Raw genomic sequence first — 24889 nt, 5'->3', positions numbered from 1 at the left:
AAGCGTTCACTATGACCACTTACGAAGAAATCAAGCAGACCGCCGACGAACGTTGGCAGACACTGACCAACGGTCCAGACGCCTGGATCAGGGTTGGTACAGCCATGTGCGGCCACTCGGCCGGAGCGTACGACGTCATCGACGCGCTGAAGGTCGAAATGGAGCGCCATGGGATCACGGCCAAAATAGATGAAGTCGGCTGCCTTGGCCTGTGCTACGCAGAGCCGCTAGTCGACATCCTGCGACCCGGCTCACAATCCCGACTCTTCTTCGGTAACGTCACTCCTGACGATGTCGGCGACATCGTTGATTCTTACCTGGTGCAGGGAACGGTGCCGTCCGATAAGGCGCTCGGATATCTGGGCGAAGAGCCCATCCAGGGAGTGCAGGACCTCCAGGAACTGCCCGGAATGGGCCGACAGCAGAGAATCGCTCTGCGAAACGGAGGCCACACCGCTCCCAGCGACATATACCAGTACATCGCCAACGGCGGCTACGCGGGCATCCACAAGGCGTTAACCCAGATGGAGCCTGACGACGTCATCAAGGAGATGACAGACTCTGGACTCAGAGGGCGCGGGGGAGCCGCGTTCCCGACGGGTATCAAGTGGAGCTTCATGGTGAGGTCCCCCGGACCGCCCAAGTACATGCTCTGCAACTGTGAAGAGGGCGACCCAGGCGCATACAACGACAAGGGCATACTCGAGAGCGACCCTCACACGCTGCTGGAAGGCTTGATGATCGGTGGTTACGCCACGCGTGCCACCAACGGGATAGTGTTCATTCGCCACGGGCACGATGGTCCAATCGACCGCACCGAAGAGGCAATCAAGCAGGCATACGAAGCAGGCATCCTGGGGAAGAACATCTTTGGCACCGATTTCAGCTTCGACATCGAGGTGGCGCTGACGGGCGAGTCCTACGTCGCCGGCGAAGAGACGGCGCTCATGGAGGCCGTTGAAGGCAAACGCGCCCAGCCGCGCTTTCGTCCACCCTTCCCTGCCGCATTCGGCGTATGGGGACACCCTTCGACCATCAACAACGTAAAGACATACTCCTATGCGCCCGAGATCATCTCGCGCGGCGCGGAGTGGTTCAGTTCCATAGGCGTCAACCGCAGCACTGGCACGGCGATAATCTGCCTGACCGGAAACGTCGAGTACCCGGGCCTTTACGAGGTCCCGATGGGACTGACTCTAGGTGAGGTCATCAACGAGATCGGAGGAGGCGTGCCGGACGGCAAGCAGCTCAAGCTGCTCCAGACCGGTGGGCCGCTCGGCGGTGTGCTCAGCTCAGACAGCATGTCGGTACACCTGGATTTCGACGAGATGCGCGAGGCGGGAGCCATTCTTGGCTCCGGCGGAATCATCGTCGGAGACGAGGACGTGTGCGCCGTCGATCTCACCCGCATACTCGTGGCTTTCTGCCAGTTCGAGTCGTGCGGCAAGTGCTTCCCGTGCCGATTGGGCATGGAGCACCTTCTTGAAATCACCGAGAGGATTGCGCGCTGTAAGAGCCGTCCCGGAGACCTGGAGCTAATGCGGTCGGTTGGCACTACAATGGAAGCAAGCTCCCTCTGCGGACACGGGCAGCTCGGATTCGGCCCCATCCGGTCGGCGCTGACGCACTTCGAGTCGGATTTCATCGCGCACATCGAAGAGCGCAGGTGTCCGACCGGAAGCTGTCTCGGACCGCACATAGCCCCGAAGAACACCAGACCTTACGCCCTCGACTTCGTACCCGGAGCGCAGAATGGCTGACGACATAACGATCACTATCGACGGTCAAGAGGTTCCCGCCAAGCCTGGTCAGATGATCATCCAGGCAGCAATGGACGCGGGAATGTACATTCCGTACCTGTGTTACTACCCGGGCATGAAGCCTTTCGGGGCGTGCCGCATGTGCGTGGTGACAGCCGAGGCTCCAGGGCCCGATGGGAGCTACCGCGCGCTGCCGGGCTCCCCAGCGTCATGCACAACGCCTATATCCCCCGGAATGAAGGTTACAACGAACAGCGGCGAGCTTCAGGGCCTCAGAAAAGGCATCATGGAGCTTCTGCTGTCAGAGCACCCACACGGATGCCTGACCTGTCACAGAATCGAGCTTTGCGGACCGGCAGATATCTGTCTCCGCCACGTCTCCGTCAACGACCGTTGCGTCACCTGCCCCAAGAACGAGCGCTGTGAGCTCAAGGACACGGTGCGTTTCCTCGAAATGGAGATGGATACTCCTCTAACCTACAACAATCGCCACCTGCCGCTCGAAACCAAAGACCCGTACTGGGACATGGACATGAACCTGTGCATCGTCTGCGCGCGTTGTGTGCGCGTTTGCGACGAGGTGCGGGGAGACTCTGCCCTGACACTTCAGATGCGCTCAGGCAGAAGCCTGATAGGCACGTCCCAGGGCACGAGCCTGCTCGAGTCGGGCTGCGAGTTCTGCGGCGCGTGCATCGATGTCTGCCCCACCGGCGCGCTTGTCGAGCGCGACTACAAGTGGGACAAGGCTGTCGAGACAGTCAACACCATATGTCCACACTGCCCCGTTGGCTGCGAGATGACCCTGGAGATCAACAAGCGCGACCGAATGATCCGCGCCATACCCGACCGCCACGCAGCGGCCAACCATGGACAGGGCTGCTTCAAGGGCAAGTTCGGACTCGAGTTCGTGAATCGACGGGACCGGATCAGGACTCCACTTATCCGCAGAGACGGAGAGCTCCAGGAGGCCACGTGGCCCGAAGCCCTCGATCTCGTTGCGGAAAAGCTCGGGGAGTACAGAGACGGTCAATACGCCCTCGTAGTCTCGCCCCGCGCGACCAACGAGGACGCCTACATCGCTCAGAAGTTTGCGCGATCGGTCATGGGCACAAACAGTGTCGACATGGCCTCCAACACCCGCCCAGGTATGCTCAAGCCCCTCGTCGATCAGCTTGGATACGGCGCGGCAACAAACCCAATATGGGAGTTGGAATCCTCGAAGCGCTTCCTGGTCGTATCATCAAATATGACGGAAGAGCAGAACGTACTGGCCATTCCCATCAAGAAGGCCGTGGTCAACGGGGACGCGACGCTTGTCGTTATAGACCAGCGCGAGACCGAGCTGGCGCGCCACGCCAAGGTATGGCTGCGACCCAGGCCCGGCAGCGAGACAGCACTGATCGGCGGAATGATCAGGGCCATATGGGACCAGTCGCTCGACGACCATGAATTCCTATCAGAATATGTCGATGATGTTCAGACGTTCAGGAACTCGATCATGCAGGAGTTCGACCTTACGCGTGTCGAGCGTCTGACAGGCGTACCGCAGGACGACATCCGGTCGGCTGCGGTCGTGTTTGCAGAGGAGAAGCCCGGTGCAATCCTCTACGGTCTGGAGACGCTTCCCAGGGGGATGAGAGAAAACTGCTCCAGGGCCCTCGTCAACCTTGCGCTCGTGACGGGCAATATAGGTAGGGAGTCCTCCGGGCTTTATCCCCTGAGGACCGGTGCGAACGACCAGGGAGCCCAGGATGTGGGCTGCGCTCCGAACCTTCTCCCTGGACAGCAGCCAATCGAAAACGAGAGGCAGCGCCAGAGGTTCGCCCGAGCGTGGTCTTCCAGTGTCCCTGAGACTCCTGGAGTTGGGGTGCGTGAAGTCCCAGAAGCCGTGGAAACAGGCATCATCAAAGCTGTACACGTAGTTGGCGACAGCCCTACATACTTCAACGGCGATCTTTCGGACTTTGCGAAAGCCCTGGACGGGGCAGAGTTCGTGGTTGCCCACGCCACCTTCAATACGCACATTACAGAGCACGCCGACGTCGTGCTCCCTTCCCTTACTTTCGCTGAGCGTTTGGGGACGTACACCAACCTCGAACGCCGGGTGCAGCTGCTGAGACCAGCGCTGGGACCCAAGGGAGACGGCGATGCAGACTGGCGCATCCTCGCGCAGATCGCCAGGCGTATGAACTGCGCCGACTTCGACTACACCCAGGAAGAGCAGATTTTCGACGAACTGAACAATCTCGTCAGCATCTACGGCGGTATCACCTACGGCAGACTCGAGAGCGGAGGCCTCCAGTGGCCCTGCCTGGCAGCAGACATGGCAGACACGCCCATACTGTATGAAGACACTCTAGAGTCCAACAAGCCGAAACTGGTAGCCATGACTCTGGATGTGGCCGAAGAGCACGACGACGCAGAGTATCCGCTTCTGCTGGCGCATGGGCGCGTCCTGCACCAGCCGGAGGAGGATCTGGAGATCGTCCAGATCAACGGCAGGAACGCGATTCGCCGTGACGAGACGATTGAGATTCATCCAGAAGACGCCGCCGACCTCGGAGTCAAGGCCGGCGAGTGGGTAGAGGCCGTATCGGCTCGCGGTCGAGCAGCAGGAATCGCTGACCTCACCGGACCGCAGCGCGGACTCGTTTCGATTACCACTCTGTTCGGCGACCTTGCTACCGACCTTGCAGCGAGCGAAGAACCCGACCCGATGCTAAGCGCACCAACACTGCCATTGATCCCGGTCCGGGTGGCCCATCTGGCCGTCCAGGCCGCAGCTGACTAAACTCAAGATAAAACGTTGGTCGCAGGTGAACACCGACTCAACCGGTGAGTTCACAGGCGGCATCAGCCTCATTCAGGGAGAAACAATTTGACGACCACCCGCAGGAGACCTCAGCGGCCCAAGCTAGCCACTACAACGATCACCTCTCGGGAAGACATAACCCACGACCTCTGGAAGGTGTGGATCGAGAAGCCGGAAGGCTTCCAGTTCAAGCCCGGCCAGTACTGCACGATAGGCGTCGACGGCATCGAGCGAGCGTACTCGATCGTGTCAGCACCCTATGAAGATGACCTCGAGCTATTCGTCGAGCTTGTTCCTCCTCCGGACGGTAACCTGACACCCCTTCTGTACGACCTGGAAGTTGGAAGGACGGTCACGATTCGACCTCGTGCCAAGGGAATATTCGTCCTGGACCCCAGCCTCCCGAACCAGCTTTTTGTGGCCACAGTGACCGGCGTAGTCCCCTACGTGAGCATTATTCGGCAGTACCTGCACGATGGCATGTCGGGGCACCACTTCCACCTTCTGATGGGAGCGAGCTACGCGAACGAGTTTGCCTACGACGAGGAGCTTCAGCGACTAGCGGAAGAACACCCTGATCTCATCACATTCGTGCCGACGGTCAGCCGTCCCGATGAAGAGCCGAACGCTAACTGGAAGGGCGAGGCTGGCAGGGTAAACAACATCGTTGAAGCCTACGCCGAACGCGCCGGACTGGCTCCCGAGGACACGATCGTGTACGCCTGCGGACACCCCGGGATGATCGAAGACGTCAAAGACCGGATGATCCCCAAGGGCTACCAGGTCGAAGAAGAGCGTTTCTGGAAGGACGACTAGGTCCACGTCGCTCGGCTCTGGTCACTCTCTGAGGGTTTAACTCGGCTCTCTCTTGACCGTTCATGTAGCGTATACAGCTTTCAGCCCCGCGACCGCGAGGCGTAAAATGGAGCCGAGATACGCAGAACATGACCACCCCGGCACGCAGGCAGTACCTGCGCATCAAGAGCGAGCATCAGGACGCCATCCTGCTATTCAGGATGGGCGACTTCTATGAGACCTTTGACGACGACGCCCGCGTAATTTCGCGCGAGCTCGAGATCGCGCTGACGTCGAGGGAGTTCGGCGCCGACACCAAGGTTCCACTGGCGGGTATTCCGTATCACGCGCTGGAGTCGTACCTCGCCAGACTCATCAGGCAAGGCTACAAGGTCGCCATCTGTGAACAGACTTCCGACCCCGCCAAGTCGCGCGGCCTGGTGGACAGGGCGGTCGTACGCGTAGTTACACCCGGTACGATCGTCGAAGAGTCGCTGCTGGACGGCAAGTCCAACAACTACCTGGCCGCGGCGATCCTGGACGACGACTTTGCAGGCATAGCGTACGCCGACATCACGACTGGTGAGTTCGCGACCACCCAGACGCCAGCGGCCGAACTGGACGTGGAGCTTGTCAGGCTCGAACCAGCGGAACTACTGGTAATCGACGAGACTCTTCCAGCCAGTGTAGGAGGGGACACGACTGTGGCCCCGATTGGGCCGGAACCTTTCGACCTCGACTGGGCCACAGAGTCGCTACAGCGACACTTCAAGGTCAGCAGCCTGGAGGCGTTCGGCTGCGACAGGCTGCCGCTGGCAGTGCGGGCTGCCGGCGCGATTATCGACTACCTGACCACCACCCAGGGGCCGACAACCGCGCAATTGACCACCCTGCGCACCTACTCTACCGAGCGTCACATGGTGCTCGACCCGCAGACGCGACGCAATCTCGAGCTGTTCGAAGGCGGACGATGGGGCGATACTTCAGCATCACTTCTCGCGGTCCTCGACCGCACCAGGACCTCAATGGGCGGACGTACCCTGAGATCGTGGATTGGTCACCCGCTCCTGGACCTCGAAGAGCTGCAAAGACGTCAGGGGGCGGTCGTCTGGTTCCACAGGAGCGGCTTGCGAAGAGAGCGGGTCATAGCGTTGCTGGACACTGTCTCCGACATCCAGCGCCTTCTGAACCGTGTACGCGCATTCGGCGCCACACCGAGGGACCTGGTTTCCCTCGCAGAGAGCCTCGAGGCCGCTCCGCACCTGAAGGGAATCCTGACCGAGGACGACGACGCAGAGGCCGTCAAATTCGTCTCAGATGGAATCAGGGACACCTCCGAGGTGGTAACGCTAATCCGCTCGGCTATTGCCGACGACCCGCCGGTGTCGCCTGGAGACGGCAGGGTTATCCGTCCCGGATTCTCGTCCGACATGGATACGACCCGCGAAACGGCCCTCAACGCCCAGCAGTACATCGCGAACCTGGAATCACGGGAACGTGAGCGCACAGGCGTCAAGTCCCTGAAGGTCGGGTACAACAGGGTCTTCGGGTACTACATAGAGGTCACCAACGCCAATCTCAGCGCGGTGCCCGACGACTACGTCCGACGCCAGACGCTCGTAGGAGGCGAGCGGTTCATTACGCCAGAGATGAAGGAGTACGAATCGCGGGTCCTCAACGCTCAGGACCGCCTCTCCGAACTGGAGACTGAGCTGTTCCGCAGCGTGTGCGCGCAAGTCGCGGAGCACACTGGTCCGATTGCCGAGACCGCAGAGGCCATCGCACTGATCGACGTGTTCTGCTCCCTCGCCGATGTCGCTTCCAGGCACGACTACGTTATGCCAGAACTGAGCGAGTCTGACGCCCTTGTCATCCGGCAGGGTCGCCACCCGGTGGTTGAGAGGGTGCTCGACGCAGGTGACTTCGTGCCCAACGACACCGATTTGAACTGCACTGAGAGCCAACTCGCCATCATCACGGGGCCAAACATGGCCGGGAAGTCGACGTACATCAGGCAGGTGGCCGTGCTGGTGCTGATGGCACAGATCGGCAGCTTCGTGCCTGCGGAATCAGCGTCGATAGGACTCGTAGACCGGATCTTCAGCCGTGTAGGGCTCCAGGACGACCTCGCGCTGGGACAGTCCACGTTCATGGTCGAAATGGTGGAGACGGCGTCGATTCTGAACCACGCCACCAACAGGTCGCTGATTATCCTCGACGAGATTGGACGCGGTACCAGCACGTTCGATGGACTGGCTATCGCCAGAGCGGTCGCAGAGTACATCCACAGCCACCCGCGACTGGGATGCAAGACCTTATTCGCGACTCACTACCATGAGCTGACCCAGTTGGCCGACAACCTGCCGAGAGCGTGCAACTTCAACGTGGCTGTGTCCGAGGATCAGGGCCGAATAGTATTCCTGAGGCGAATAGTCCCGGGAGGCGCAGACCGCAGCTACGGCATTCACGTAGCGCAACTCGCCGGAATGCCCAACGCCGTGGTCAACCGGGCGTGGACGGTCCTGAGCGACCTCGAGTCGCAGGACAGCGACAGTGCCCGCGACGCCCGGAGAAACGCGGGCGGGAATCATCCGGCACAGTTGTCACTTATACCGATGTCGTCCCCTGCCCTGGATGTGCTGCGTGAGATCGACGTGTCGTCCATCACTCCCATCGAGGCGATCAACAAGCTCTACGAGCTCCAGGAGCGCGACAGGGAGGCCGGGCCGGGCTAAAGCCGTCATCATCACAATCTCGTAGGGACGGTTCGCGAACCGCCCATACCTGCGTGAATCTGCCAATCCTTGACGTTCGTGTGGGGGCGTACTAATCTAGCGATGCCGGACGACATCCGAGCATTCAGAATCCACACACCCGGCCAGGAGCGAGACCTATGACGTTGACAGCACTGCCCACCGATCCGGTAGAAGTACGCGGGCTAATCAGGGAAGGAAGGCTGGTGCAGCCGACCGGTGGCTTCTCCCCTGGACACGTGCAGGCGAACCTGGCGATCCTGCCCAGGGATCTCGCATTCGACTTCCTGCTGTACTGCCAGCGCAATCCGAAGCCGTGTCCACTCCTAGAGGTGATCGAGCCTGGGGAGGTCGAGCCATCCGAGTTCGCTCCCGGCGCAGACATTCGCTCTGACATCGCGCTCTATCGCGTCTATGAGCACGGCGAGATGACCGCTGAGGTCGAGGACATATCAGAGTACTGGCGAGACGACCTGGTGTCGTTCCTGCTGGGCTGCAGCTTCTCGTTTGAGACGGCGATGGTCAGAGCAGGCATACCTCTACAGCACATCGACCAGGAGAAGAACGTGTCGATGTTCATCACGAACATCCCGACAACCCCTGCCGGGGCATTCTCGGGTCCGATGGTAGTCTCGATGCGCGCCATCAACCGTGAGCAGGTCGTCAAGGCCGTGCAGGTGACTTCGAGATTCCCTGCAACACACGGCGCTCCGGTGCACATAGGCGACCCTGAGGCCATTGGCATAAAAGACATATACAAGCCAGACTTTGGCGAGCCGACTGATTTCGAAGACGGCCAGATACCCGTATTCTGGGCGTGCGGTGTGACTCCTCAGGCCGCGGCCATGCAGTCCCGTCCGCCGCTCATGATTACGCACGCGCCGGGCCACATGTTCGTCACCGACAAGAGCGACGAGGACATGTCTGCACTTTAGACACTCGCCTACACTCGCTCGTCATCCAAAGGAAGAAGAGAGGTCCCGCGAGGCCACCCGAAGGGAGCATTCAGTGACCATAGAAGACATCATCCTCGATCGGGACCGGCGCGGGATCTCTAAACTCAGGCCACACCTTCCGTCAGACTTCGCCACTGAAGCCGGGCAGCTCATCCTGGACAATCCGGGCACGGCCATCATCGTGACCGGCTTCTATATCCTCGACGCGGGGTACGCTGAGACCGACGGGCCTCCCGGCGCCGTGGTCATTGGCAGCGCCCTCAACCAGCTTGGGTACGAAGTCATCCACCTTACGGACCGCTACTGCTCGGACATCATGGACAAGACGGGCGGCGACTACTCCAGGGTTGTCGAGTTCCCCATAGCCGATGACGACGCCAGCATAGAGTTCGCCAGGGGTGTGATTGACGACTTGAAGCCCTCGGTCGTTATCGCCATCGAGCGCTGCGGCCTGACCGACGAAGGCAAGTACCGCAACATGCGCGGAAGGGACATAAGCGACTACAACGCTCGGATCGATTACGTCTTCCATGCTGACATCCCATCTGTGGGCATTGGCGACGGCGGGAACGAGATCGGAATGGGCAACCTGGCCGAGGAGGTCACTCAGGTCGACACGCTGGTCAAGATTCCGTGCGTCACGCAGACGTCGAAGCTAATGCTGGCGAGCGTCTCCAACTGGGGAGGCTACGGACTTGCTGCTGCGCTGTCGGAGCTATCAGGAAAGAACCTGCTGCCGTCTATCGAAGAGGAGCAGGCGCTCCTGAAGCAGACGGTGGACCTTGGAGCTGTGGACGGTATGAGCGCGCTGCAGGAGTACAAGGTGGACGGATTCACGCTGGAAGAGAACAGCGAGACCGTCCAGGCGCTGCACGACTACCTGGCCTCCAAGAGCATCTCTTAGAAGGGCCGTCACGCAATCACCCCTTGCCCCATCCCTTCCTTCAGGGGATAGGAGGTGTGGGTCTTCGTACTTTCACCCTCACCCCAGCCCCCTCTCTGAGGGAGAGGGGGTATGTTGGCTGGCATTAGCCCTACATCGGGTTGACCGCAGTTTGCTAGAATTCCTCGCGTGAAAGACGCGGGACAATACTCCCTACCCAACCTGGTTTCCAAGGCTACAGGCGCATTCTACGGCTGGAAGCTGGTTGGTATCTCTGTCTTCATGCTGGCCCTGATGTCCCTGACTGTGTTCCAGGGACTCGGCACCTATCTGGTTGCGCTCGAGCGCGGTTTCGGATGGAGCAGGACGCAGCTCTCGCTCGCATTCTCGCTGGCGCGCGGCGAGAGCGCTGTTCTTGGGCCGTTCGAGGGTTGGCTGATAGACAAGCTCGGCAACAGGACGATGATCCTCATCGGCTACGTTGTCATGGGCATAGGGTTCATCTGGTTCTCCCAGATCGAGTTCCTTGCCGGTCTTGGCCTGTTGGGCTGGATCGACTTCCTCGACGAAAGGCTCGTTCACTTCTACATAGCATTCATGATCATCACGCTCGGCTCCGGTCTCGGCGGCTGGCTGGCGATGATCAGCATGGTCAACAACTGGTTCGTTCGGAAGCGGTCGCTGGCAATCGCGACGGCGATGTCCGGCGTACACATCGGAGCGTATCTAGTCCCTCTATTGGCGTGGGGAGTGGACAACCACGGCTTCCAGATTACGACGCTGATTATCGGAATTGTGCTCCTGGTGTCGGTCGGACCTGTGGCGAAGGCAGTGCGAAATCGCCCGGAGGACATGGGGTTGTCTCCGGACGGCGATCGTGTTCGAAGGGGCAGCACTGCGTCCCAGACGAGTGCAGGTCCGCAAGACGACGAGCCTGAGTTCACTGTCGGCCAGGCCCTCAGGACCAGCGCGTTCTGGACCCTCACGATAGTCCACCTGTCCTCTACAATTTCAATCGTCACACTCTCGATTCACCTGGCTCCCAAGTTGACCGACATGGGCTTCTCGCTAACGGCAGCGGGGTTGGTGCCGGTCGTGTACACGTCAGTCGCGCTCCCGGCGCAGTTCATAGCCGGATTTGTCGCCGACAAATTCCCCAAGCCGCTTGTCACATTTGTGTTCCTCCTCTTCCAGGCCGCGGGAATTCTGGTGATTGCTTTTGCAGAGTCTGCGCCTATGGCGTACCTGTTCGCCGTACTGTACGGAATCGGCTTCGGAGGCCGCATTCCCCTGCTCACAGCCATCAGGGGCGAGTACTTCGGACGCAAGGCGTTCGCCACCATCATGGGCCTATCCCAGTTCCCGAACAACATCGCGATGATCTTCGCTCCGCTGTTTGCCGGCTTCATGTACGACCGCTACGAGTCTTACTTCATTCCGTTCCTCGCCTTCTCGGTGCTCGCATTCCTGGGCGCGCTGCTGATGCTTACAGTGAGGAGGCCCAGGCTGGCCCAAAGCCCGACCGCCAGCCAGCAGGAAGCAACAGCGGACTAGCAATGCAGGTGCTGGGACGGGAACTTGTCGATCCCTTCACGGAGTTCTGGGAGTCTGTCTCCCGGGAGCTGCCAGTGGACTCCGACGCCATCGAACGCGGCCTAAGCACAATCTTTGGCGACCAGGGAGTTGAGTTCGCAGGCCCTGCGCCACGCTGGATGTCGCTGCCCGACGACGATCTCGTCTATCACGTTGCACACGAGCTGACCCACATGCTTATGCGGGAGCGAGGATACCCCAAGACTTTGAGGGGCATCGGCTACCCACCCGATTCCGCGGAAGCCAGGATCGGGGAGGACCTTGAGGAGATGGTGCTGCACCCGTCGCTGGAGTCGATACTCGAGCCCTTCGGGATCAGGCACGACTTCATCATCCGTAATATGGCGTCAGGGGCATTGCAGGGGCTTCAGTCCGCTCCTGTGCCGGAGTACGGGACGCCCTGGCACTTCACCTGGGCCATTCGCTTCTGCATGTTGCAGATGGAGCTTCCGCTGGAACTTTGGACCCCTCTGGAAACGGTCTACGTCGAACGCGCTCCGGCAGTTACAGACCTGGGGCGGGAGCTTATAAACATAGTGCTCGATGTGGGCTGGGGCACCCCTAAGAAGGCGCTGGAAGCGATGATTCGCACAAGGGATGCGCTGGGCCTGGATGTTCAGGACAAGGTCCTTGTGCTGGATTCCGCTACCGGGCGCGTGGTGTGACCCCTATAACTGCCTGTTGAGACGCGTTTAGTACTATACTTTTCTCAAAAACAGGACAGTCAATAGCCTTTCTCATACGCAAAACCCATGATAGCATCGGTCTCCATGCGAGATGTATATTCCGAACCATGGACACTGGCGCAACGTGGTTGCGCTCCCAGCAGGGGCTGAGGTCCACGGGACACAATTGGGGTCACATTTCGGGAAACAAGCGTGACGACGCGCATAACAGGAGGTTCGCACAGAGGACGCCGGTTGAGTACTTCAAGCGGCCCGGGCCTGAGGCCTACGTCTGAGCGAGTGAGGGCGGCCCTGTTCTCCATCATCGGCAGCGATGCCATAGACGGAAAGAGAGTAGCCGACCTGTACGCTGGGACTGGAGCCATCGGACTCGACGCACTGAGCCGAGGAGCCTCATGGGCTGACTTTGTGGAGTCTAACTCCAGGCTTTGCCGGGAACTCACTGAGAGACTCCGATCATGGTCCCTGGATGCCAGGGCGAGAGTGTACAGGGGAAGAGTCCTGAATATGCTGAGGAGCCTGCCAGGAGGATACGACCTCGTAGTTGCAGATCCTCCGTACAGCTCGGGAGAGCTGGGGAGCATCGTAGACGGGCTGCAGTCAGAGCGGCTGGTCAATCCCGGAGGGCTGGTGGTACTGGAACACCGGGCTGGACCGAACGAGAACTTCGCGATTGGAAGGTTTGAGTTGGAGACTACCAAGACATACGGAGATACGGCGTTGACCATACTCTCAGCCGGAGTTGTTGATGGCTAAAGCGATCTATCCGGGCAGCTTCGATCCTGCACACCATGGACACATTGACATAGCCAAGCGCGCCGCGGGGGTGTTCGACGAGCTAATCATCGCGGTGTACAAGTCGCCTCCGACGAAGCGGCTCATGTTTTCAACCGAAGAGCGAGTCGAGATGTTCGCGGAGGCAGTCAAGGACACCCCGAACATCAGCGTCGTCCCATTTACGGGTCTTGCTCCAACGGTTGCACGCGACAACGGCGCGGAGTTCATAGTACGCGGACTCAGGGCTGGGTTCGACTTCGAGTTGGAATTTGAAATGGCGCTCATGTGGCGTCACGTCGCACCGGACATCGACGTGGTCTGCATCATGAGCTCTCTGGAGTACCAGTTCATGTACTCCAGCCGAATTAAAGAAGTGGCTCAATTGGGTGCCAACGTTTCCGAACTGGTACCACCACACATCGAAAAGGCACTACTCCAGAAGCTGGAAAAGTGACCAGACTAACGACGAACGCAAGTCCAGGTATTGCCAAGGAGGGAACAGGTGGACTTTGAACAGGCATACGGCGAACTGCAGAGACTATACTCCAGCGCCAATCGCGTACCGGGCCTCCGCCGCAAGGTAATGGTGGACGCCGACCATTTCGCGACGGTAGTCAACGAGCTGCGAACTGCGATGCCGGCTGATATCCAGGAAGCCCAGGAGATCATCCGTCAGAAGGACAGCATCCTGAACCAAGCGTACCTCGAATCGCAGCGGCTGAAGACCCAGATCGAGGAAGAGGTCAGCGCCCAGAAGCAGGCGTCCATGCGTGAGTATGAGACACTGGTGGACGAATCCGCCATCCTCAAGGAAGCTGAGAATCGAGGCGAGGAGATCAGAGAGCAGGCCCAGGGCGAGGCCGAGGAGATCATCCAGGACGCCCAGCGGCGCGCCTACCGGATAGTCACCGAAGCCGAGGACATCGCTTCGTCCCGTCGGGAAGGCGCGAACCAGTACTCGAGTGAGGTGCTGTTCAGCCTCGAAGAGCAGCTCTCAGAGATCCTTGGACAGATCCGCAGGGGCATCGATACGCTTCGACCTGAATCGGACATGCGACGTCCCTCAAACTCCGACAACATGCACATAGGCGTGTAGTCGGTCAGAACCTCTCCAGCAAATTAATCGGGGTCGGATTCTCATCCGACTCCGTGTGCTTCAGGTTCATTTATTGCCAGTAGAGTGGCCAGCGCTCAGACTGGCTTGACGGCGCTGATGCCCATGCTGTGGATGTTCGACTGCCACCCCTCTTCTCGCCATGGGGCGGACGATGTGACCTGCACGTCTGTGAACCCGGCACTCTTCATTCGCCCCAGGTACACTTCCTTCATCTCCGTACCGGCGAGGCATGAAACCCAGTTCGCGGTGTCTTCCGCCTCTTCCTGGGGTATTTCTTCGATCTTCACCAGGTCTGAGACCATAAGACGTCCTCCAGGCCTGAGAATGCGGAAGGCTTCCCGGAAGACGAGGTCCTTGTCGGGCGCCAGGTTTATCACGCAGTTGGATATGATCGCGTCCACGGAGTCGCCTTCAAGCGGCGTGCTCTCCATCTCCGACAGGTGGAACTCCACGTTGCTGAGCCCGAGTTGCCGGGCGTTGCTCCTGGCGAGATTTATCATGTCCTCGGTCATGTCGATGCCGACAACTCTCCCCTGCTCTCCCACCGCCTTGGCGGCGATGAAGCAGTCGATTCCGCCGCCGCTGCCGAAATCAACGACCGTCTCACCGGCCTGAAGCGTCCCGATCGCGAGCGGGTTGCCGCAGCCCGCAGATGCAGCAATCGCCTCTGCAGGCAGGCCCTCGGTCTGGTCCGAGGCGTACAGAGTCATGATGGAGTCCATTTCCGACCCGTTGTCGGAACAGCAGTCCGTGGCGCAGCAGGAGTCGGCTGAATCCCTTGCCAGCGCGCCGTACCTCTCGCGTACTACTTCCTTGATCTGGACATCGTCTAGCTGTGTCATTACGTTCGCTCCTGTGTTGGTGCCCGCACCTTCAATGAGCGTAGCACAGAATGTCGAGATGGTCATATCTGGGGACGGTTTGCGGAGACTGTGACAGCCTGGTAGGCAGTGTTTTCACCCTCACCCTGAGGGAGAGGGGACCTTTGAATCCGTACGACGACGCACCCACCAAACTGACACAGGTTCCGGCTTTTGAATACATCCTCCTATAGGTCCCGAGGGAGATGGGGCAACGATTCGCCCCAACACTGCTACTTCACGTTCTTGACCGTCTGAAAGTCAGCGTGTAACGTCAGCCCAGATTCTCGCCCGTCAGGAGGGACAGCCAATGAAGATCACGGATTTGAAAGTCTGGGTGACCAGGCCTGAGCCACAGGGCAGATCGTTCGTGTTCTTCAGGATAGACACCGACGACGGGATCTCAGGAGTTGGCGAGGCTACCAGTTCCGGCGGCGGCGGTAGTATCGTCGTCGCGAACATGGCACGGTTCATCAGGGACTCGACCGTTACAGCCGACTTTCGTGAGTCTATCGTCGGGCAGAACCCTCTGTACATCGACCGCATCTGGCACAGGCTGTATCGCCGGTTCACTGGCGGAGGTGGTTTCGGCGGTTTCGTGACGACCCTGCTGAGTGGAATAGACATCGCGCTGTGGGACATCAAGGGCAAGGCCGAGAACAGGCCCATCTACCAGATGTTCGGAGGCCCGATCTGGGACGACGTGCCGATGTACACACACGTTGCTCCCGGAGACCCTGCGGCTGCTGCGCGTCAGGCTAAGGAGCTTGCCGACGAGGGATTCACCGCTCTGAAGACCGACCCGTTCATGCCGGAGATGCGACAGCACCACCGCCGCTACCTGAAGGGTGAGATCTCTGCAGCCGGTGCGGCACTGGGCGTCGAGACGATCGCGGCCATGCGGGACGCTGTGGGGCCTGAGGTCGAGATCCTGATCGACGCTCACGGCAACTTCAACGTGCCGACCGCCATCAGGCTGGCGCGCACGCTTGAACCGTATGACATAGGCTGGTTCGAGGAGCCTGTCCAGCCGAACAGCAATGAGGCTCTCAAGGCCGTGAGGGACGCCGTGGATGTGCCCCTGTGCGTGGGCGAGAGGCTATACAGCCGCTGGGACTTCGTTCCCATACTCAGGGACCGGCTGGCCGAGTACCTGATGCCTGACATTCTGTGGTGCGGCGGCATAACCGAGATGCGCAAGATCGCGAACCTGGCGGAGTCGTTCTACATTCCAGTCAGTCCGCACGACGCGAGCGGCCCGATCAACATCCTGGCAGGCGCGCACACGATGATGACGGTCCCGAACTTCTACAAGCTGGAGTTCAACCACGCTGCGCTGGATGTCCACAACAGGCTGATCGATCATCCCTTGGACATTCGCGACGGAGTGCTTCACCTGTCCGAGAGGCCGGGCCTTGGCGTCGAGCTCGACGAGGAGTTCCTGGACGCGCACTCGGACCCGGACTGGAGCGACAACTAGCGGACTGCCCACATAGTCTTGATAGTCGGTGAACCGCCCTTCGACAAGCTCAGGACGAACGATCGTGACCGTGAGAACTGAGTTGTCGATACACTAGGAGCAGGCGCAAGTTATTGCTCTCGCTGCGCGCCCTCGACTGTAGAGGGAAGGCTCTCGGTCTCAGCCACGCCATTGTTGGACCGACTTGCCTCCATTGCTGCCTCTGCTGCCTCCTGCCTCTGCTGCCGCAACACGCCGCGGTCGATGTTGTTCTTCATCCGCTCGTACTCGGAGCATATCTCTGCACCAAGCAGCACGTTCAGGCTTCCCAGGTACGTCCAGAACAGCAACACGATCACCGGCGCTATCGACCCGTACACGTTTTGATATGAAGCGAATTGATCAAGGTAGAGGATGAAGAAGTTCTTGGAAATCTCGAAGAGTATGGCGGAAGTGATCGCCCCCGGCCAGATGTAGCGCCAGTAGGTCTTCGTGTTCGGGAGCAGCTTGTACATCAGCAGGAATATGACGATCATCAGGCTGAGAGAAACGATCTGCAGGATGATCTCGCCAATGGTGTGGACCAGGAAGGCCGGAATTGGAAGCTCTGCCTCCAGGATGTGCTCGGACGTTCTCGCGATGGTCGCGCTGGCAACCGATATGCTGAAGAGCATCCCGGCGCTGAGCGCCATGAGTAGCTGCCTGGGCTTGTCGATGTATATCGGACGGTCATTTGGGATATCCCAGGCGCGGTTGATCGCCCGGTTCAATGCCCCAAACATCGCGCTGGCCGACCACAGCATCCCCAGGAAGGAGATCAGACCCAGCGCGCCCCTCAGCCGGATCACTGCATCTACGTTATCTCTGACGAACTGCTCGGAGCCGGGTAGGAAGTTAGCTATCACGTCGCCCATGAGCGTCTGTATCTGCTCAGGCTCCAGGAGAAAGCTCAGGATGGAAATCAGCCCCAGGATAAGCGGGAAGATCGAAAACAGGACATAATAGGCCACGCCAGCGGCCATGTGCGGAATGTCGTCCTCCGCCATCTCGCGAATCGTTCTGATGGAGAGTTCGACTACGAAGTTCTGCCGGATGCGGTCGATAATGCCGCCGTAGCGTCTGTTAATCCGGTCCGAGGTGCGCTCAACGAAGCGCCTGATAGCTCGGACAGAGTCCTGGTCAACCATTGTCGAAAGCAGTCCTGAATGCGTTCACGATCTCGTCGTTGCTCTTTCTGAGTATCGTGGTGTTCACGGTCAAGTGTGGTGAGACTCGATCATCCTCACCTGCGCTTACAAATACGCGAGACTCGGCAAGCCGGTTTGCGAAACTCTCCAGTTCGATCTCGGACGGCAAGTTCAGGGGGAAGATGTTCGACCCGTGCTCATAGGCTCCGACGGTTAAGCCCGGAATCGCATTCAGCTCGTCGAACAGACTACTGGCCTTCGACATCGCATTCGCAAACCTGTCCTCGAATCCTTCGACGCCCTCCAGAGCCAGGGCTGCTGCAAGTGCCGCGCTAGACAGACCTCCTCCGAACATCCTGCGATGGTGGTACAGGCCGCGGCAGAAGTCAGACGTCCCGGCGAGCATCGCTCCGTAGGGCGAGCCGAAGTACTTGTACAGGGAGACGTAAACCGTGTCGAACATCGCAGAGTACTCTGCGGGAGACACTCCAGTAGCCGCACTCATCATGAACAGACGCGCGCCGTCGAGGTGTGTGGGAATGCCCTGCTCCGAGCAGAAGGCTGTGACACTACGCATCTCGTGGAGAGGCATGATCTGGCCATGCTGTCTTCGGACGGGACTCTCGACCATCAACGCACCAACGGGAGTTACGACCCTCCCGCCGACCGACTCTTCGACGGCATCGCGGACCTCGTCAAGAGTGAAATACGGCCGGTTGGCGGCCAGTGGAACCATGTTGATTCCGCTAAGCTGCTGCACGCAGTCTCCTGTGTCGTGGTATAGGTGGCTCTGCTCCTGGACGATGGCGCGTGGCCTGCCCGCGCACAGCATCCGTAGGGCCAGGTGATTGGCGAGTGTTCCACTCGGCATAAAGACCGCGTCTTCCTTGCCCAGCAGACCTGCGAACCGCTCCTCCAGCTCGCGCACGACGCCGCCGTTCGAGTAATTGTCGGCCTCGATTCCGCGGCTGCTGACGATTTCCGAGAGTCGCGCCACAAGACCCTCGGGAGTCTTGGGTTCGCCATCTCCCCGAAAAACAACGGCATCAGGGGCGTTAACTCCATCCTCGACCGCCGTTCGTGCACCTTCGCTTTGCGCCTGAGCTACCATATCCACCTCCATCGTGAATTATTCTACATGGGAAGGGCAGTCTGGCTCACCTTTGGAGGAATCGGTTGACTGTGCCGGATACAGTATGTAGCATCCCGCATCGGAGTAAGGAAAGACGATCATGTCCCACATAGAACTGGCCTGCGTCGAGTGTGGAGCGTCGCACGAGGCCGACATGCAGGCATTGGGATGCGAGTCCTGCGGCTCTCCCCTGGATGTTGCCTACCTCGACCCCGACGCTCACACCACGGATTTCAGTGCGCTCAGGATGCCTGTCCCGTATCACGCGGACTCCCCCACTGTGACGATGGGAGAGGGGCATACTCCCCTCGTAGAGCTAACAGGCGTCGGAAGAGATATGGGAGGGGTGAGGGTCGTCGCCAAGCTCGAGTTCATGAACCCAACCGGCTCGTTCAAGGACCGTGGCACGGCCACGATGCTGTCAGTCGCGATGGAGCACGGCGTTGTGGCCGTGGTGGAGGACTCGTCCGGCAACGCGGGTGCATCCGTGTCGGCGTACGCGGCGCGGGCGGGAATCGACGCCCACGTCTTTGCGCCTGCCACGGCGCCGGAAGCCAAGATGGGCCAGATTCGCGTCTATGAAGCCAGCACTCACCCGACGCCCGGCCCTCGCGAAGCCAGCACGGAAGCGGCGGTCGACTTTCAGCGTCAACACGGAATGGTGTACGCCTCGCACAATCTCAGCCCGTACTTCGTCGAGGGCACCAAGACATTCGCATACGAAGTCGCCACACAGATGTCTGACGGCCCTGACCACATCGTAATCCCCGTCGGCAACGGAAGCCTGCTGCTGGGCGCTTGGACGGCGTACCGGGAGCTCATTTCGCAGGGCGTAGTCTCGCGGATGCCCAAGCTTCACGCGATACAGGCGGAGGCCGTGATGCCTCTCGCGGCCGCGTTCATGGGAACGGACTGGAAGCCCGGCGCAGAGACCATCGCCGGAGGGATCGCTGTGGGCAGTCCTCCGCGACTACAGCAATCGCTCAAGGCGATTAGGGAGTCGGGTGGATCTTCGCTCGCCGTCACAGATGCCAGCATTATCGCGTGGCAGAAGAGGCTGGCTTCTCAGGAAGGTATCTTCGCCGAGCCGACATCGGCCGCGGCCTTCGCGGGACTTGAACTACTCGTGGAGCGAGGAGTTATCGGCAGTGACGAAGTCGTGCTTGTACCTGTTACTGGATTCGGGCTGAAGGACGCGCTGCCTTCGTAGGTGGCGCTAGGAACCGCCCATCGCCTCCATGGCCTTCTGGAACCCTGGAATCGAACCCTCCAGCGTCCTGTCGGTCACGCAGAACGAGATCCTGAAGTAGCCCGGCATCCCGAAGCCCATTCCCGGCACCGTAAGCACGTTGTGCTTCTGTAGCTCGGCGACGAACTCCACGTCGTCCTCAATCGGGGCCTTCGGGAACATGTAGAACGCCCCCTGCGGCTTGACGAGGTCGTACCCCAGCCCTGTCAGGGAGTCGTACATGAAGTCGCGCTTGGCCTGGTACTGCTCGATGTCCACCGTGACCGACTGCAGCTTGGCCACGATGTGCTGCATCAGCGCGGGCGCGTTCACGAAGCCCAGCGTCCTGTTGCAGAAGATCAGCCCGTCCATCACCTCGGCGGCGTCATCGTAATCGGGGTGCACCGCTACGAAACCGATGCGCTCGCCCGGCAGTGCAAGGTCCTTGGAGTGTGACGTTGCAACTATCGAGCGGACATGGTGGTGAAAGATGTGCGGGTACTCGAGGCCGTCGAACAGCAGCTTGCGATATGGCTCGTCGCTGACCAGGAAGATCTCGCGGTCGAACTCCTCCTCCTTGCGGCGGATCATCTCGCAGATGCTGGCGAGTACCTCATCCGAGTACAGCACTCCCGAGGGGTTGTTGGGCGAGTTTACCATAACGATCTTGGTCTTCGGCCCGATTGTGGACTCCAGCGCCCCCAAGTCGGGCATGAAGCCTTCGACTGGCTGGACTACCTTGCAGCCTCCGCCGTGGTTATCCGCGTAGAAGAAGTACTCGACGAAGTACGGGGCGAAGATGACAACCTCGTCACCGGGGTCGAGCAGCGTCTTGAACACCACGTTGAGCGCCCCACCCGCTCCGCATGCCATCATCACGTTGTCCGCTTCAAAGGACAGACCCGTCTCCTCGGCAAGCTGCGCAGCGACCGCGCCACGAGTTTCGGGGTAGCCTGAGTTGGGCATGTACCTGTGCATTCCAGGCGCCGGATCGTCTGCGATGCGTCTGAGTTCGTCGAAGAACTCCTCAGGCGGTTCGATCACCGGGTTCCCCAGAGACAGGTCGAACACGTTGTCCGCGCCATACTTCTGGCTGAGGATTATCCCCTCTTCGAATATCTTGCGGATCCACGATCCCTGCTCCATGAAGTCATGGATCTTCTTGGCAACTGCCATTGGCTATCCCCCGATGAGTGTTACCTTGGGGACTGTACCGACGCGCCAGATGGCTGTCAAACACATAGGCTGTCTCGCCATCCGGAGACTGTGTCAGTCTGGCAGGCAGTGTTTTCACCGTCACCCCCGGATCAAGTCCGGGGCAGGCTCTAGCCCTCTCCCTGAGGGAGAGGGGACTTCAGATACCGCTGCGAGGCAACCACCAAATTGGCACAGCTGCCCTCGTCAATGGTGCCTTGACACTTTCTCAAAACGTTGGTTAGTCTAGGATTCACCCTCGCAGTCACTCGTGGGCCTGTAGCTCAGTGGTAGAGCGGTCGGCTCATAACCGATTGGTCGCAGGTTCGATCCCTGCCGGGCCCACCATGACGTGCTGAACTGCGAACTCCGCCGTTGAGGACCAGTTCTGCGGAGTCCGCTCCCCCCATGGGACTGTCATCCGGTGTGGGTATGGTGTAGACGATTGCTGCCCTGCCGAGCCTAACCTCGATCTCCTTGACAAAGGATCGGACGAAGGCACGGGTCTGGGTCAGCTCGCTGGTCTTCAGGAACTCGCTCATCTCCTCCGCGAAGGTGGCGATGACATCGGCACTGTCCAACATCACTCGTCGCTCGGCCAGCAGCGCCCTTGCCTCCTCTGCCGCTATCTCCAGCCTCTCCTTGCGCTCCCAGTGCTCCCTGATGCGGTCCTAAGCCTGGGACATCTGGATGTCGGTCGTCTCGATGACCTGCCAGATGCGGCCAAGTCGCCACTTCACATCCTCTAGTTCCTCCTCGATGCTCTCCAGCCTCTCGCGCTGCTCTCGCGCCACACCGTCCATCTCCTCGTCAAGCAGCTTAACCAGGTCGCGGATGTTGGTATCGGTGAGTATGTTCTCCCTGATCTCACCGACGATGAGGTTCTCGATCTTCTTGGCGTTGAGCCTGGGAGTCTTGCAGCTTCACTTGCCACGCTTCAGCAGGGACTGGCAGACGTAGTAGGTGTACTTGCCACTCTTGGCCTCGGCAGCGGTCATGGCCCTGCCGCAGGTCTCACACTTGAGCAGGCCGCTGAGCAGGTACGGGCTGGATACTCGGCGCGGGTTCACGCTGCTGGGCGCGCGGGACTTCAGCAGTCTCCCTACCCTACCGAACTCAGCCCTTGAGACGATGGCGGGATGTGCGTCTTCCACTCGCACCGGGGGCGCACCGTCCTTGGCGTTGATTCCCCAGACAACTGTTCCGGCGTACGCCTCGTTGTAGAGCATGGCGTTGATGGTGGTCTTGGCCCATCTCTTACCGTTGGTGGTGCAGATGCCCTCTGAGTTGAGGGTCCTGGTCACGTCGAGGATGCTCTTGCCCTGCAGAACCATGTCGAAGATGCGCCTGACAACTGCGTCTGATGGCGGGTTCAGCTCCAGCTTCGGTGGCTCCTTGGCCCCGTCCTAGACGTAGACCCTCCTGTATCCGTAGGGAACGGAGCTGTTCACCCAGAACCCCCTGGACACGGCTTCACGCACTCCCCTGGTTACTTCTTGGGCCAAATTTTCCGAGTAGAATTCATCGACGGACTCGATGATGGCCTCGAGGAGCTTTCCGGTGGGAGTGTCGTCCGCCTGTTCGGTGAAGGACACGACGCGGACGCCTCTGCGTCTCAGCATGGACTTGAAGGCGACGGTGTGCTCGCGCTTTCTGGTGAACCGGGAGAACTTCCACACGAGGATCTCCCTGAAGGGAGCCTCCGACTTGCTAGCCTCGTCCAGCATCTTTCGGAACTGTGGTCTGTCGGCAATGCGTCCGCTCTCTGCCTCGTCCACGTACTCGCTGGCTACGAGGTAGTCGTTCTTCTCAGCGTACTCCCTAAGCGCCCTGAGTTGTGCGGACACCGACAGGTCAACGTCCTGGCGGTCCGGCATTGGCCCCACTGGTGGACAGTGGGGGTTGTCTCGCTGGTGGTAATCGCGAACAAAATCGAAGAACTGGAACTTTCCGCTGTTCTCGGGATCGATTCGCCAATAGAGTAACGTGCCGAAAGGGTAGCCCTGCATAAGGCTATCGAACAGTCGGCATATCTGTCCGGGTCTCCACACAAACTCCCGCTGAATGGCAGGCAACACCAGATCATGCCTGTGGATCTCATCAAGAGTTTTGATTACGTATCGCCTGTTTGGTACACGTGCCTCTCCCAATTCTCTCGACGATGTTGCTCTCTCTGCGTGATATATATAATCGACAGTCGTTAGGCAGAAGGATTCAATTCGGATATTCTAGCCTTCACCGCTTTGGGAGTATAAGGGATGCATGACTCGTCGCAATTGATGTGGGATCCAATCGAGGACCGGTTCCTTGCCACTGGTAACAAGCAAATTGACAAGAGTGCAGCCGACTGGATCCGTGACACCATGCACCAGTTAATCACCGAGGCCGAAGTGATGCTGTTCTGGTGCGTCGGTCTTTTGCGGAATCTTCCAGAAGTGCGGCGCGATCTCGAATCATCTGAACACCTGCTGGACTCCCTGCCGGTTACTGTGGTGATGAGTGACCCCGAAGACTACGAATTCGACGGAAATAGAGCAATGGATCTGTTTGTGCCCAAGAGTAGGGTGCTTGAAGCATTCTCACAAGGCGGTGAAGTTGAGATTACTTATGGCAAGGCCTTCGTCATTTCTATCTACCACATGTGGGATGAACTCTCACGCCCAAAATTAGGCAGAGCGCTAGGAGTTAAGAGCACAAAAGACGTGAAAGCTGATCTGATGGGAGAATGGCGATACTTGAGGAATTGGATTGTGCACCAACATCAGTCGTCTGAGGACGAATACTTTGCCAACGCCAAGACCCTGACGGGAGCGCTGGAATTGAATCGGGGACACCCTCAAATCCGACTATGGGTACTGTTTGGGTTAGCAGTCCGGCCGAGTGTCATGCAAGTTAGACTCGACCAAAATTGAGGGGCCAGCGCAGCCCGTCATTTTGGCATCCCAGACGATCCCGAGCGTTTATTGCACTACAAGAATTGCATGACTGCGTTAAGAGAGATCCTGCCTCCGGCGGCGGGTCGGCGGGATACATCGTCTATTGCCATCACCCACAGTATGTCTCAAACACCGTAGCGCACGTTCCAATACCTGGCCCATTCCGAGGTTTCTGATGGGAGACTTTGGACCACGGTGTTGAGCAATGTCGATGGCGCCACCATAGCAAACTTTGCCGCGGGATCCCTGAGCGAGGCTCTCATCACAGCTTCTACTGTTTCATGTTCTGGCCACCGTTGAGCCAGCGGGGGCGAGGTCACCGCATTGCGGTCACAGATAACCCGATAGGCCCAGTTGCCCTCCGGGACCACCACGACGACCTTGGCCTCGTCAATTCCCAATTCGTGTTCCTGCACCATGCGGTCACCCAGCAGTCTCTGTCGCATGAGCTGGTAGAAGGGTTCATATAGGAAGTCGTCGAGGTCTGGGGCTGTATCAGGACTGAACGACGAATATGAACCATGGTAGAGCTTGGTGTACCTCAGCCTGCGAGTCTCACCACTGGCTCCACTCCCCTTGTACTCCGTCCGAGTTCTCAGGTACTGCTCGACGTACTTCCACTCCAACAGGTAGGCCCGCCTTCCTCTTCTAGCCTCGACTTTGTACAAAAGCTAGACAGAATATGAAAGCGGGATAAGCTGGGCGGACCAAACCATCACGAGAGGTACCGCCCGTGCTCATCCCGCCAGACGTCATTGTAC

21 protein-coding genes and 1 tRNA gene are annotated in these 24889 nt (G+C 59.4%); 15 read left to right on the top strand and 7 right to left on the bottom strand.

Features of this window, described 5'->3' with window-relative positions:
* Positions 1 to 11: 11 nt before the first annotated feature.
* The 11 genes from J4G14_04990 to J4G14_04940 all read left to right on the top strand — a co-directional run bounded on the left by J4G14_04990 (position 12) and on the right by J4G14_04940 (position 14111).
* Complete coding sequence (locus J4G14_04990) at positions 12 to 1760, top strand: SLBB domain-containing protein (protein MCE2457151.1); 1749 nt, start codon at positions 12 to 14, stop codon at positions 1758 to 1760.
* Positions 1753 to 4551 (top strand): molybdopterin-dependent oxidoreductase, encoded by a 2799-nt coding sequence (locus tag J4G14_04985; GenBank protein ID MCE2457150.1) that lies wholly within the window; start codon positions 1753 to 1755, stop codon positions 4549 to 4551. The genes J4G14_04990 and J4G14_04985 overlap by 8 nt, the downstream gene beginning before the upstream one ends.
* Positions 4552 to 4638: 87 nt before the next feature.
* A complete protein-coding gene (locus J4G14_04980; GenBank protein ID MCE2457149.1) occupies positions 4639 to 5388 on the top strand; it encodes a ferredoxin--NADP reductase in 750 nt (249 codons plus the stop codon).
* Between the two features lie 128 nt (positions 5389 to 5516).
* On the top strand, positions 5517 to 8102 hold the full coding sequence (mutS, locus tag J4G14_04975) for a DNA mismatch repair protein MutS (GenBank protein MCE2457148.1): 2586 nt from the start codon (positions 5517 to 5519) through the stop codon (positions 8100 to 8102).
* A 158-nt stretch (positions 8103 to 8260) separates the two neighbouring features.
* A complete protein-coding gene (locus J4G14_04970) occupies positions 8261 to 9055 on the top strand; it encodes a putative hydro-lyase (GenBank protein ID MCE2457147.1) in 795 nt (264 codons plus the stop codon).
* A 73-nt stretch (positions 9056 to 9128) separates the two neighbouring features.
* Entirely contained in the window at positions 9129 to 9980 is an 852-nt protein-coding gene (locus J4G14_04965; protein ID MCE2457146.1) for a DUF4392 domain-containing protein, read from the top strand.
* Between the two features lie 168 nt (positions 9981 to 10148).
* The gene (locus J4G14_04960; protein ID MCE2457145.1) at positions 10149 to 11513 is read left to right on the top strand and encodes an MFS transporter; all 1365 of its coding nucleotides are present in this window, start codon (positions 10149 to 10151) and stop codon (positions 11511 to 11513) included.
* 2 nt (positions 11514 to 11515) lie between these two features.
* On the top strand, positions 11516 to 12217 hold the full coding sequence (locus tag J4G14_04955) for a hypothetical protein (protein ID MCE2457144.1): 702 nt from the start codon (positions 11516 to 11518) through the stop codon (positions 12215 to 12217).
* Between the two features lie 213 nt (positions 12218 to 12430).
* Positions 12431 to 12994: a 16S rRNA (guanine(966)-N(2))-methyltransferase RsmD gene (gene rsmD, locus J4G14_04950; protein MCE2457143.1), complete on the top strand. Its 564-nt coding sequence runs from the start codon at positions 12431 to 12433 to the stop codon at positions 12992 to 12994.
* A complete protein-coding gene (gene coaD, locus J4G14_04945; protein ID MCE2457142.1) occupies positions 12984 to 13469 on the top strand; it encodes a pantetheine-phosphate adenylyltransferase in 486 nt (161 codons plus the stop codon). Before rsmD ends, coaD begins: the two co-directional genes overlap by 11 nt.
* Positions 13470 to 13517: 48 nt before the next feature.
* Complete coding sequence (locus J4G14_04940) at positions 13518 to 14111, top strand: hypothetical protein (protein ID MCE2457141.1); 594 nt, start codon at positions 13518 to 13520, stop codon at positions 14109 to 14111.
* A 95-nt stretch (positions 14112 to 14206) separates the two neighbouring features.
* On the opposite strand, the gene arsM is transcribed toward J4G14_04940, so the two are convergent.
* Positions 14207 to 14974, bottom strand: coding sequence for an arsenite methyltransferase (arsM, locus tag J4G14_04935; protein ID MCE2457140.1), 768 nt, complete (start codon positions 14972 to 14974; stop codon positions 14207 to 14209).
* 328 nt (positions 14975 to 15302) lie between these two features.
* Between arsM and J4G14_04930 the strand changes: the two genes are divergently transcribed.
* The gene (locus J4G14_04930) at positions 15303 to 16472 is read left to right on the top strand and encodes a mandelate racemase/muconate lactonizing enzyme family protein (GenBank protein ID MCE2457139.1); all 1170 of its coding nucleotides are present in this window, start codon (positions 15303 to 15305) and stop codon (positions 16470 to 16472) included.
* A 110-nt stretch (positions 16473 to 16582) separates the two neighbouring features.
* On the opposite strand, the gene J4G14_04925 is transcribed toward J4G14_04930, so the two are convergent.
* On the bottom strand, positions 16583 to 17638 hold the full coding sequence (locus J4G14_04925) for a YihY/virulence factor BrkB family protein (protein ID MCE2457138.1): 1056 nt from the start codon (positions 17636 to 17638) through the stop codon (positions 16583 to 16585).
* The gene (locus tag J4G14_04920; GenBank protein ID MCE2457137.1) at positions 17631 to 18749 is read right to left on the bottom strand and encodes an aminotransferase class I/II-fold pyridoxal phosphate-dependent enzyme; all 1119 of its coding nucleotides are present in this window, start codon (positions 18747 to 18749) and stop codon (positions 17631 to 17633) included. The genes J4G14_04925 and J4G14_04920 overlap by 8 nt, the downstream gene beginning before the upstream one ends.
* A 121-nt stretch (positions 18750 to 18870) precedes the next feature.
* Between J4G14_04920 and J4G14_04915 the strand changes: the two genes are divergently transcribed.
* On the top strand, positions 18871 to 19980 hold the full coding sequence (locus J4G14_04915; GenBank protein MCE2457136.1) for a threonine synthase: 1110 nt from the start codon (positions 18871 to 18873) through the stop codon (positions 19978 to 19980).
* A 6-nt stretch (positions 19981 to 19986) separates the two neighbouring features.
* On the opposite strand, the gene J4G14_04910 is transcribed toward J4G14_04915, so the two are convergent.
* Complete coding sequence (locus J4G14_04910) at positions 19987 to 21174, bottom strand: pyridoxal phosphate-dependent aminotransferase (protein ID MCE2457135.1); 1188 nt, start codon at positions 21172 to 21174, stop codon at positions 19987 to 19989.
* 291 nt (positions 21175 to 21465) lie between these two features.
* On the opposite strand from J4G14_04910, the gene J4G14_04905 reads away from it, so the two are divergent.
* Positions 21466 to 21540 (top strand) — tRNA-Ile (locus tag J4G14_04905).
* Between the two features lie 575 nt (positions 21541 to 22115).
* Here J4G14_04905 and J4G14_04900 read toward each other — a convergent pair.
* The gene (locus tag J4G14_04900; protein ID MCE2457134.1) at positions 22116 to 22526 is read right to left on the bottom strand and encodes a recombinase family protein; all 411 of its coding nucleotides are present in this window, start codon (positions 22524 to 22526) and stop codon (positions 22116 to 22118) included.
* A 72-nt stretch (positions 22527 to 22598) separates the two neighbouring features.
* Positions 22599 to 23342: a recombinase family protein gene (locus J4G14_04895; GenBank protein MCE2457133.1), complete on the bottom strand. Its 744-nt coding sequence runs from the start codon at positions 23340 to 23342 to the stop codon at positions 22599 to 22601.
* Positions 23343 to 23450: 108 nt separating this feature from the next.
* Here J4G14_04895 and J4G14_04890 point away from each other — a divergent pair, with 108 nt between their 5' ends.
* Positions 23451 to 24104: a hypothetical protein gene (locus tag J4G14_04890; GenBank protein ID MCE2457132.1), complete on the top strand. Its 654-nt coding sequence runs from the start codon at positions 23451 to 23453 to the stop codon at positions 24102 to 24104.
* A gap of 149 nt (positions 24105 to 24253) precedes the next feature.
* On the opposite strand, the gene J4G14_04885 is transcribed toward J4G14_04890, so the two are convergent.
* The gene (locus J4G14_04885) at positions 24254 to 24754 is read right to left on the bottom strand and encodes a hypothetical protein (protein ID MCE2457131.1); all 501 of its coding nucleotides are present in this window, start codon (positions 24752 to 24754) and stop codon (positions 24254 to 24256) included.
* Positions 24755 to 24889 lie beyond the last annotated feature (135 nt).

The organism is Dehalococcoidia bacterium (genome assembly GCA_021295915.1).
In the GTDB taxonomy this organism is placed as follows: domain Bacteria; phylum Chloroflexota; class Dehalococcoidia; order Lucifugimonadales; family UBA1123; genus VXRN01.
The sequence above is the reverse complement of the archived record's forward strand: the minus strand, read 5'-3'. Positions and strand labels throughout refer to the sequence as shown.

Bases quoted from the DNA above. Each gene is read 5' to 3' on its own strand.
- mutS (MCE2457148.1), top strand. From the start codon at position 5,517: ATGACCACCCCGGCACGCAGGCAGTACCTGCGCATCAAGAGCGAGCAT.
- J4G14_04910 (MCE2457135.1), bottom strand. From the start codon at position 21,174: ATGGCAGTTGCCAAGAAGATCCATGACTTCATGGAGCAGGGATCGTGG.
- J4G14_04955 (MCE2457144.1), top strand. From the start codon at position 11,516: ATGCAGGTGCTGGGACGGGAACTTGTCGATCCCTTCACGGAGTTCTGG.
- J4G14_04985 (MCE2457150.1), top strand. From the start codon at position 1,753: ATGGCTGACGACATAACGATCACTATCGACGGTCAAGAGGTTCCCGCC.
- J4G14_04920 (MCE2457137.1), bottom strand. From the start codon at position 18,749: ATGGTAGCTCAGGCGCAAAGCGAAGGTGCACGAACGGCGGTCGAGGAT.
- J4G14_04915 (MCE2457136.1), top strand. From the start codon at position 18,871: ATGTCCCACATAGAACTGGCCTGCGTCGAGTGTGGAGCGTCGCACGAG.
- arsM (MCE2457140.1), bottom strand. From the start codon at position 14,974: ATGACACAGCTAGACGATGTCCAGATCAAGGAAGTAGTACGCGAGAGG.
- J4G14_04990 (MCE2457151.1), top strand. From the start codon at position 12: ATGACCACTTACGAAGAAATCAAGCAGACCGCCGACGAACGTTGGCAG.
- J4G14_04930 (MCE2457139.1), top strand. From the start codon at position 15,303: ATGAAGATCACGGATTTGAAAGTCTGGGTGACCAGGCCTGAGCCACAG.
- J4G14_04900 (MCE2457134.1), bottom strand. From the start codon at position 22,526: ATGGTTCTGCAGGGCAAGAGCATCCTCGACGTGACCAGGACCCTCAAC.
- J4G14_04925 (MCE2457138.1), bottom strand. From the start codon at position 17,638: ATGGTTGACCAGGACTCTGTCCGAGCTATCAGGCGCTTCGTTGAGCGC.
- J4G14_04890 (MCE2457132.1), top strand. From the start codon at position 23,451: ATGCATGACTCGTCGCAATTGATGTGGGATCCAATCGAGGACCGGTTC.
- J4G14_04970 (MCE2457147.1), top strand. From the start codon at position 8,261: ATGACGTTGACAGCACTGCCCACCGATCCGGTAGAAGTACGCGGGCTA.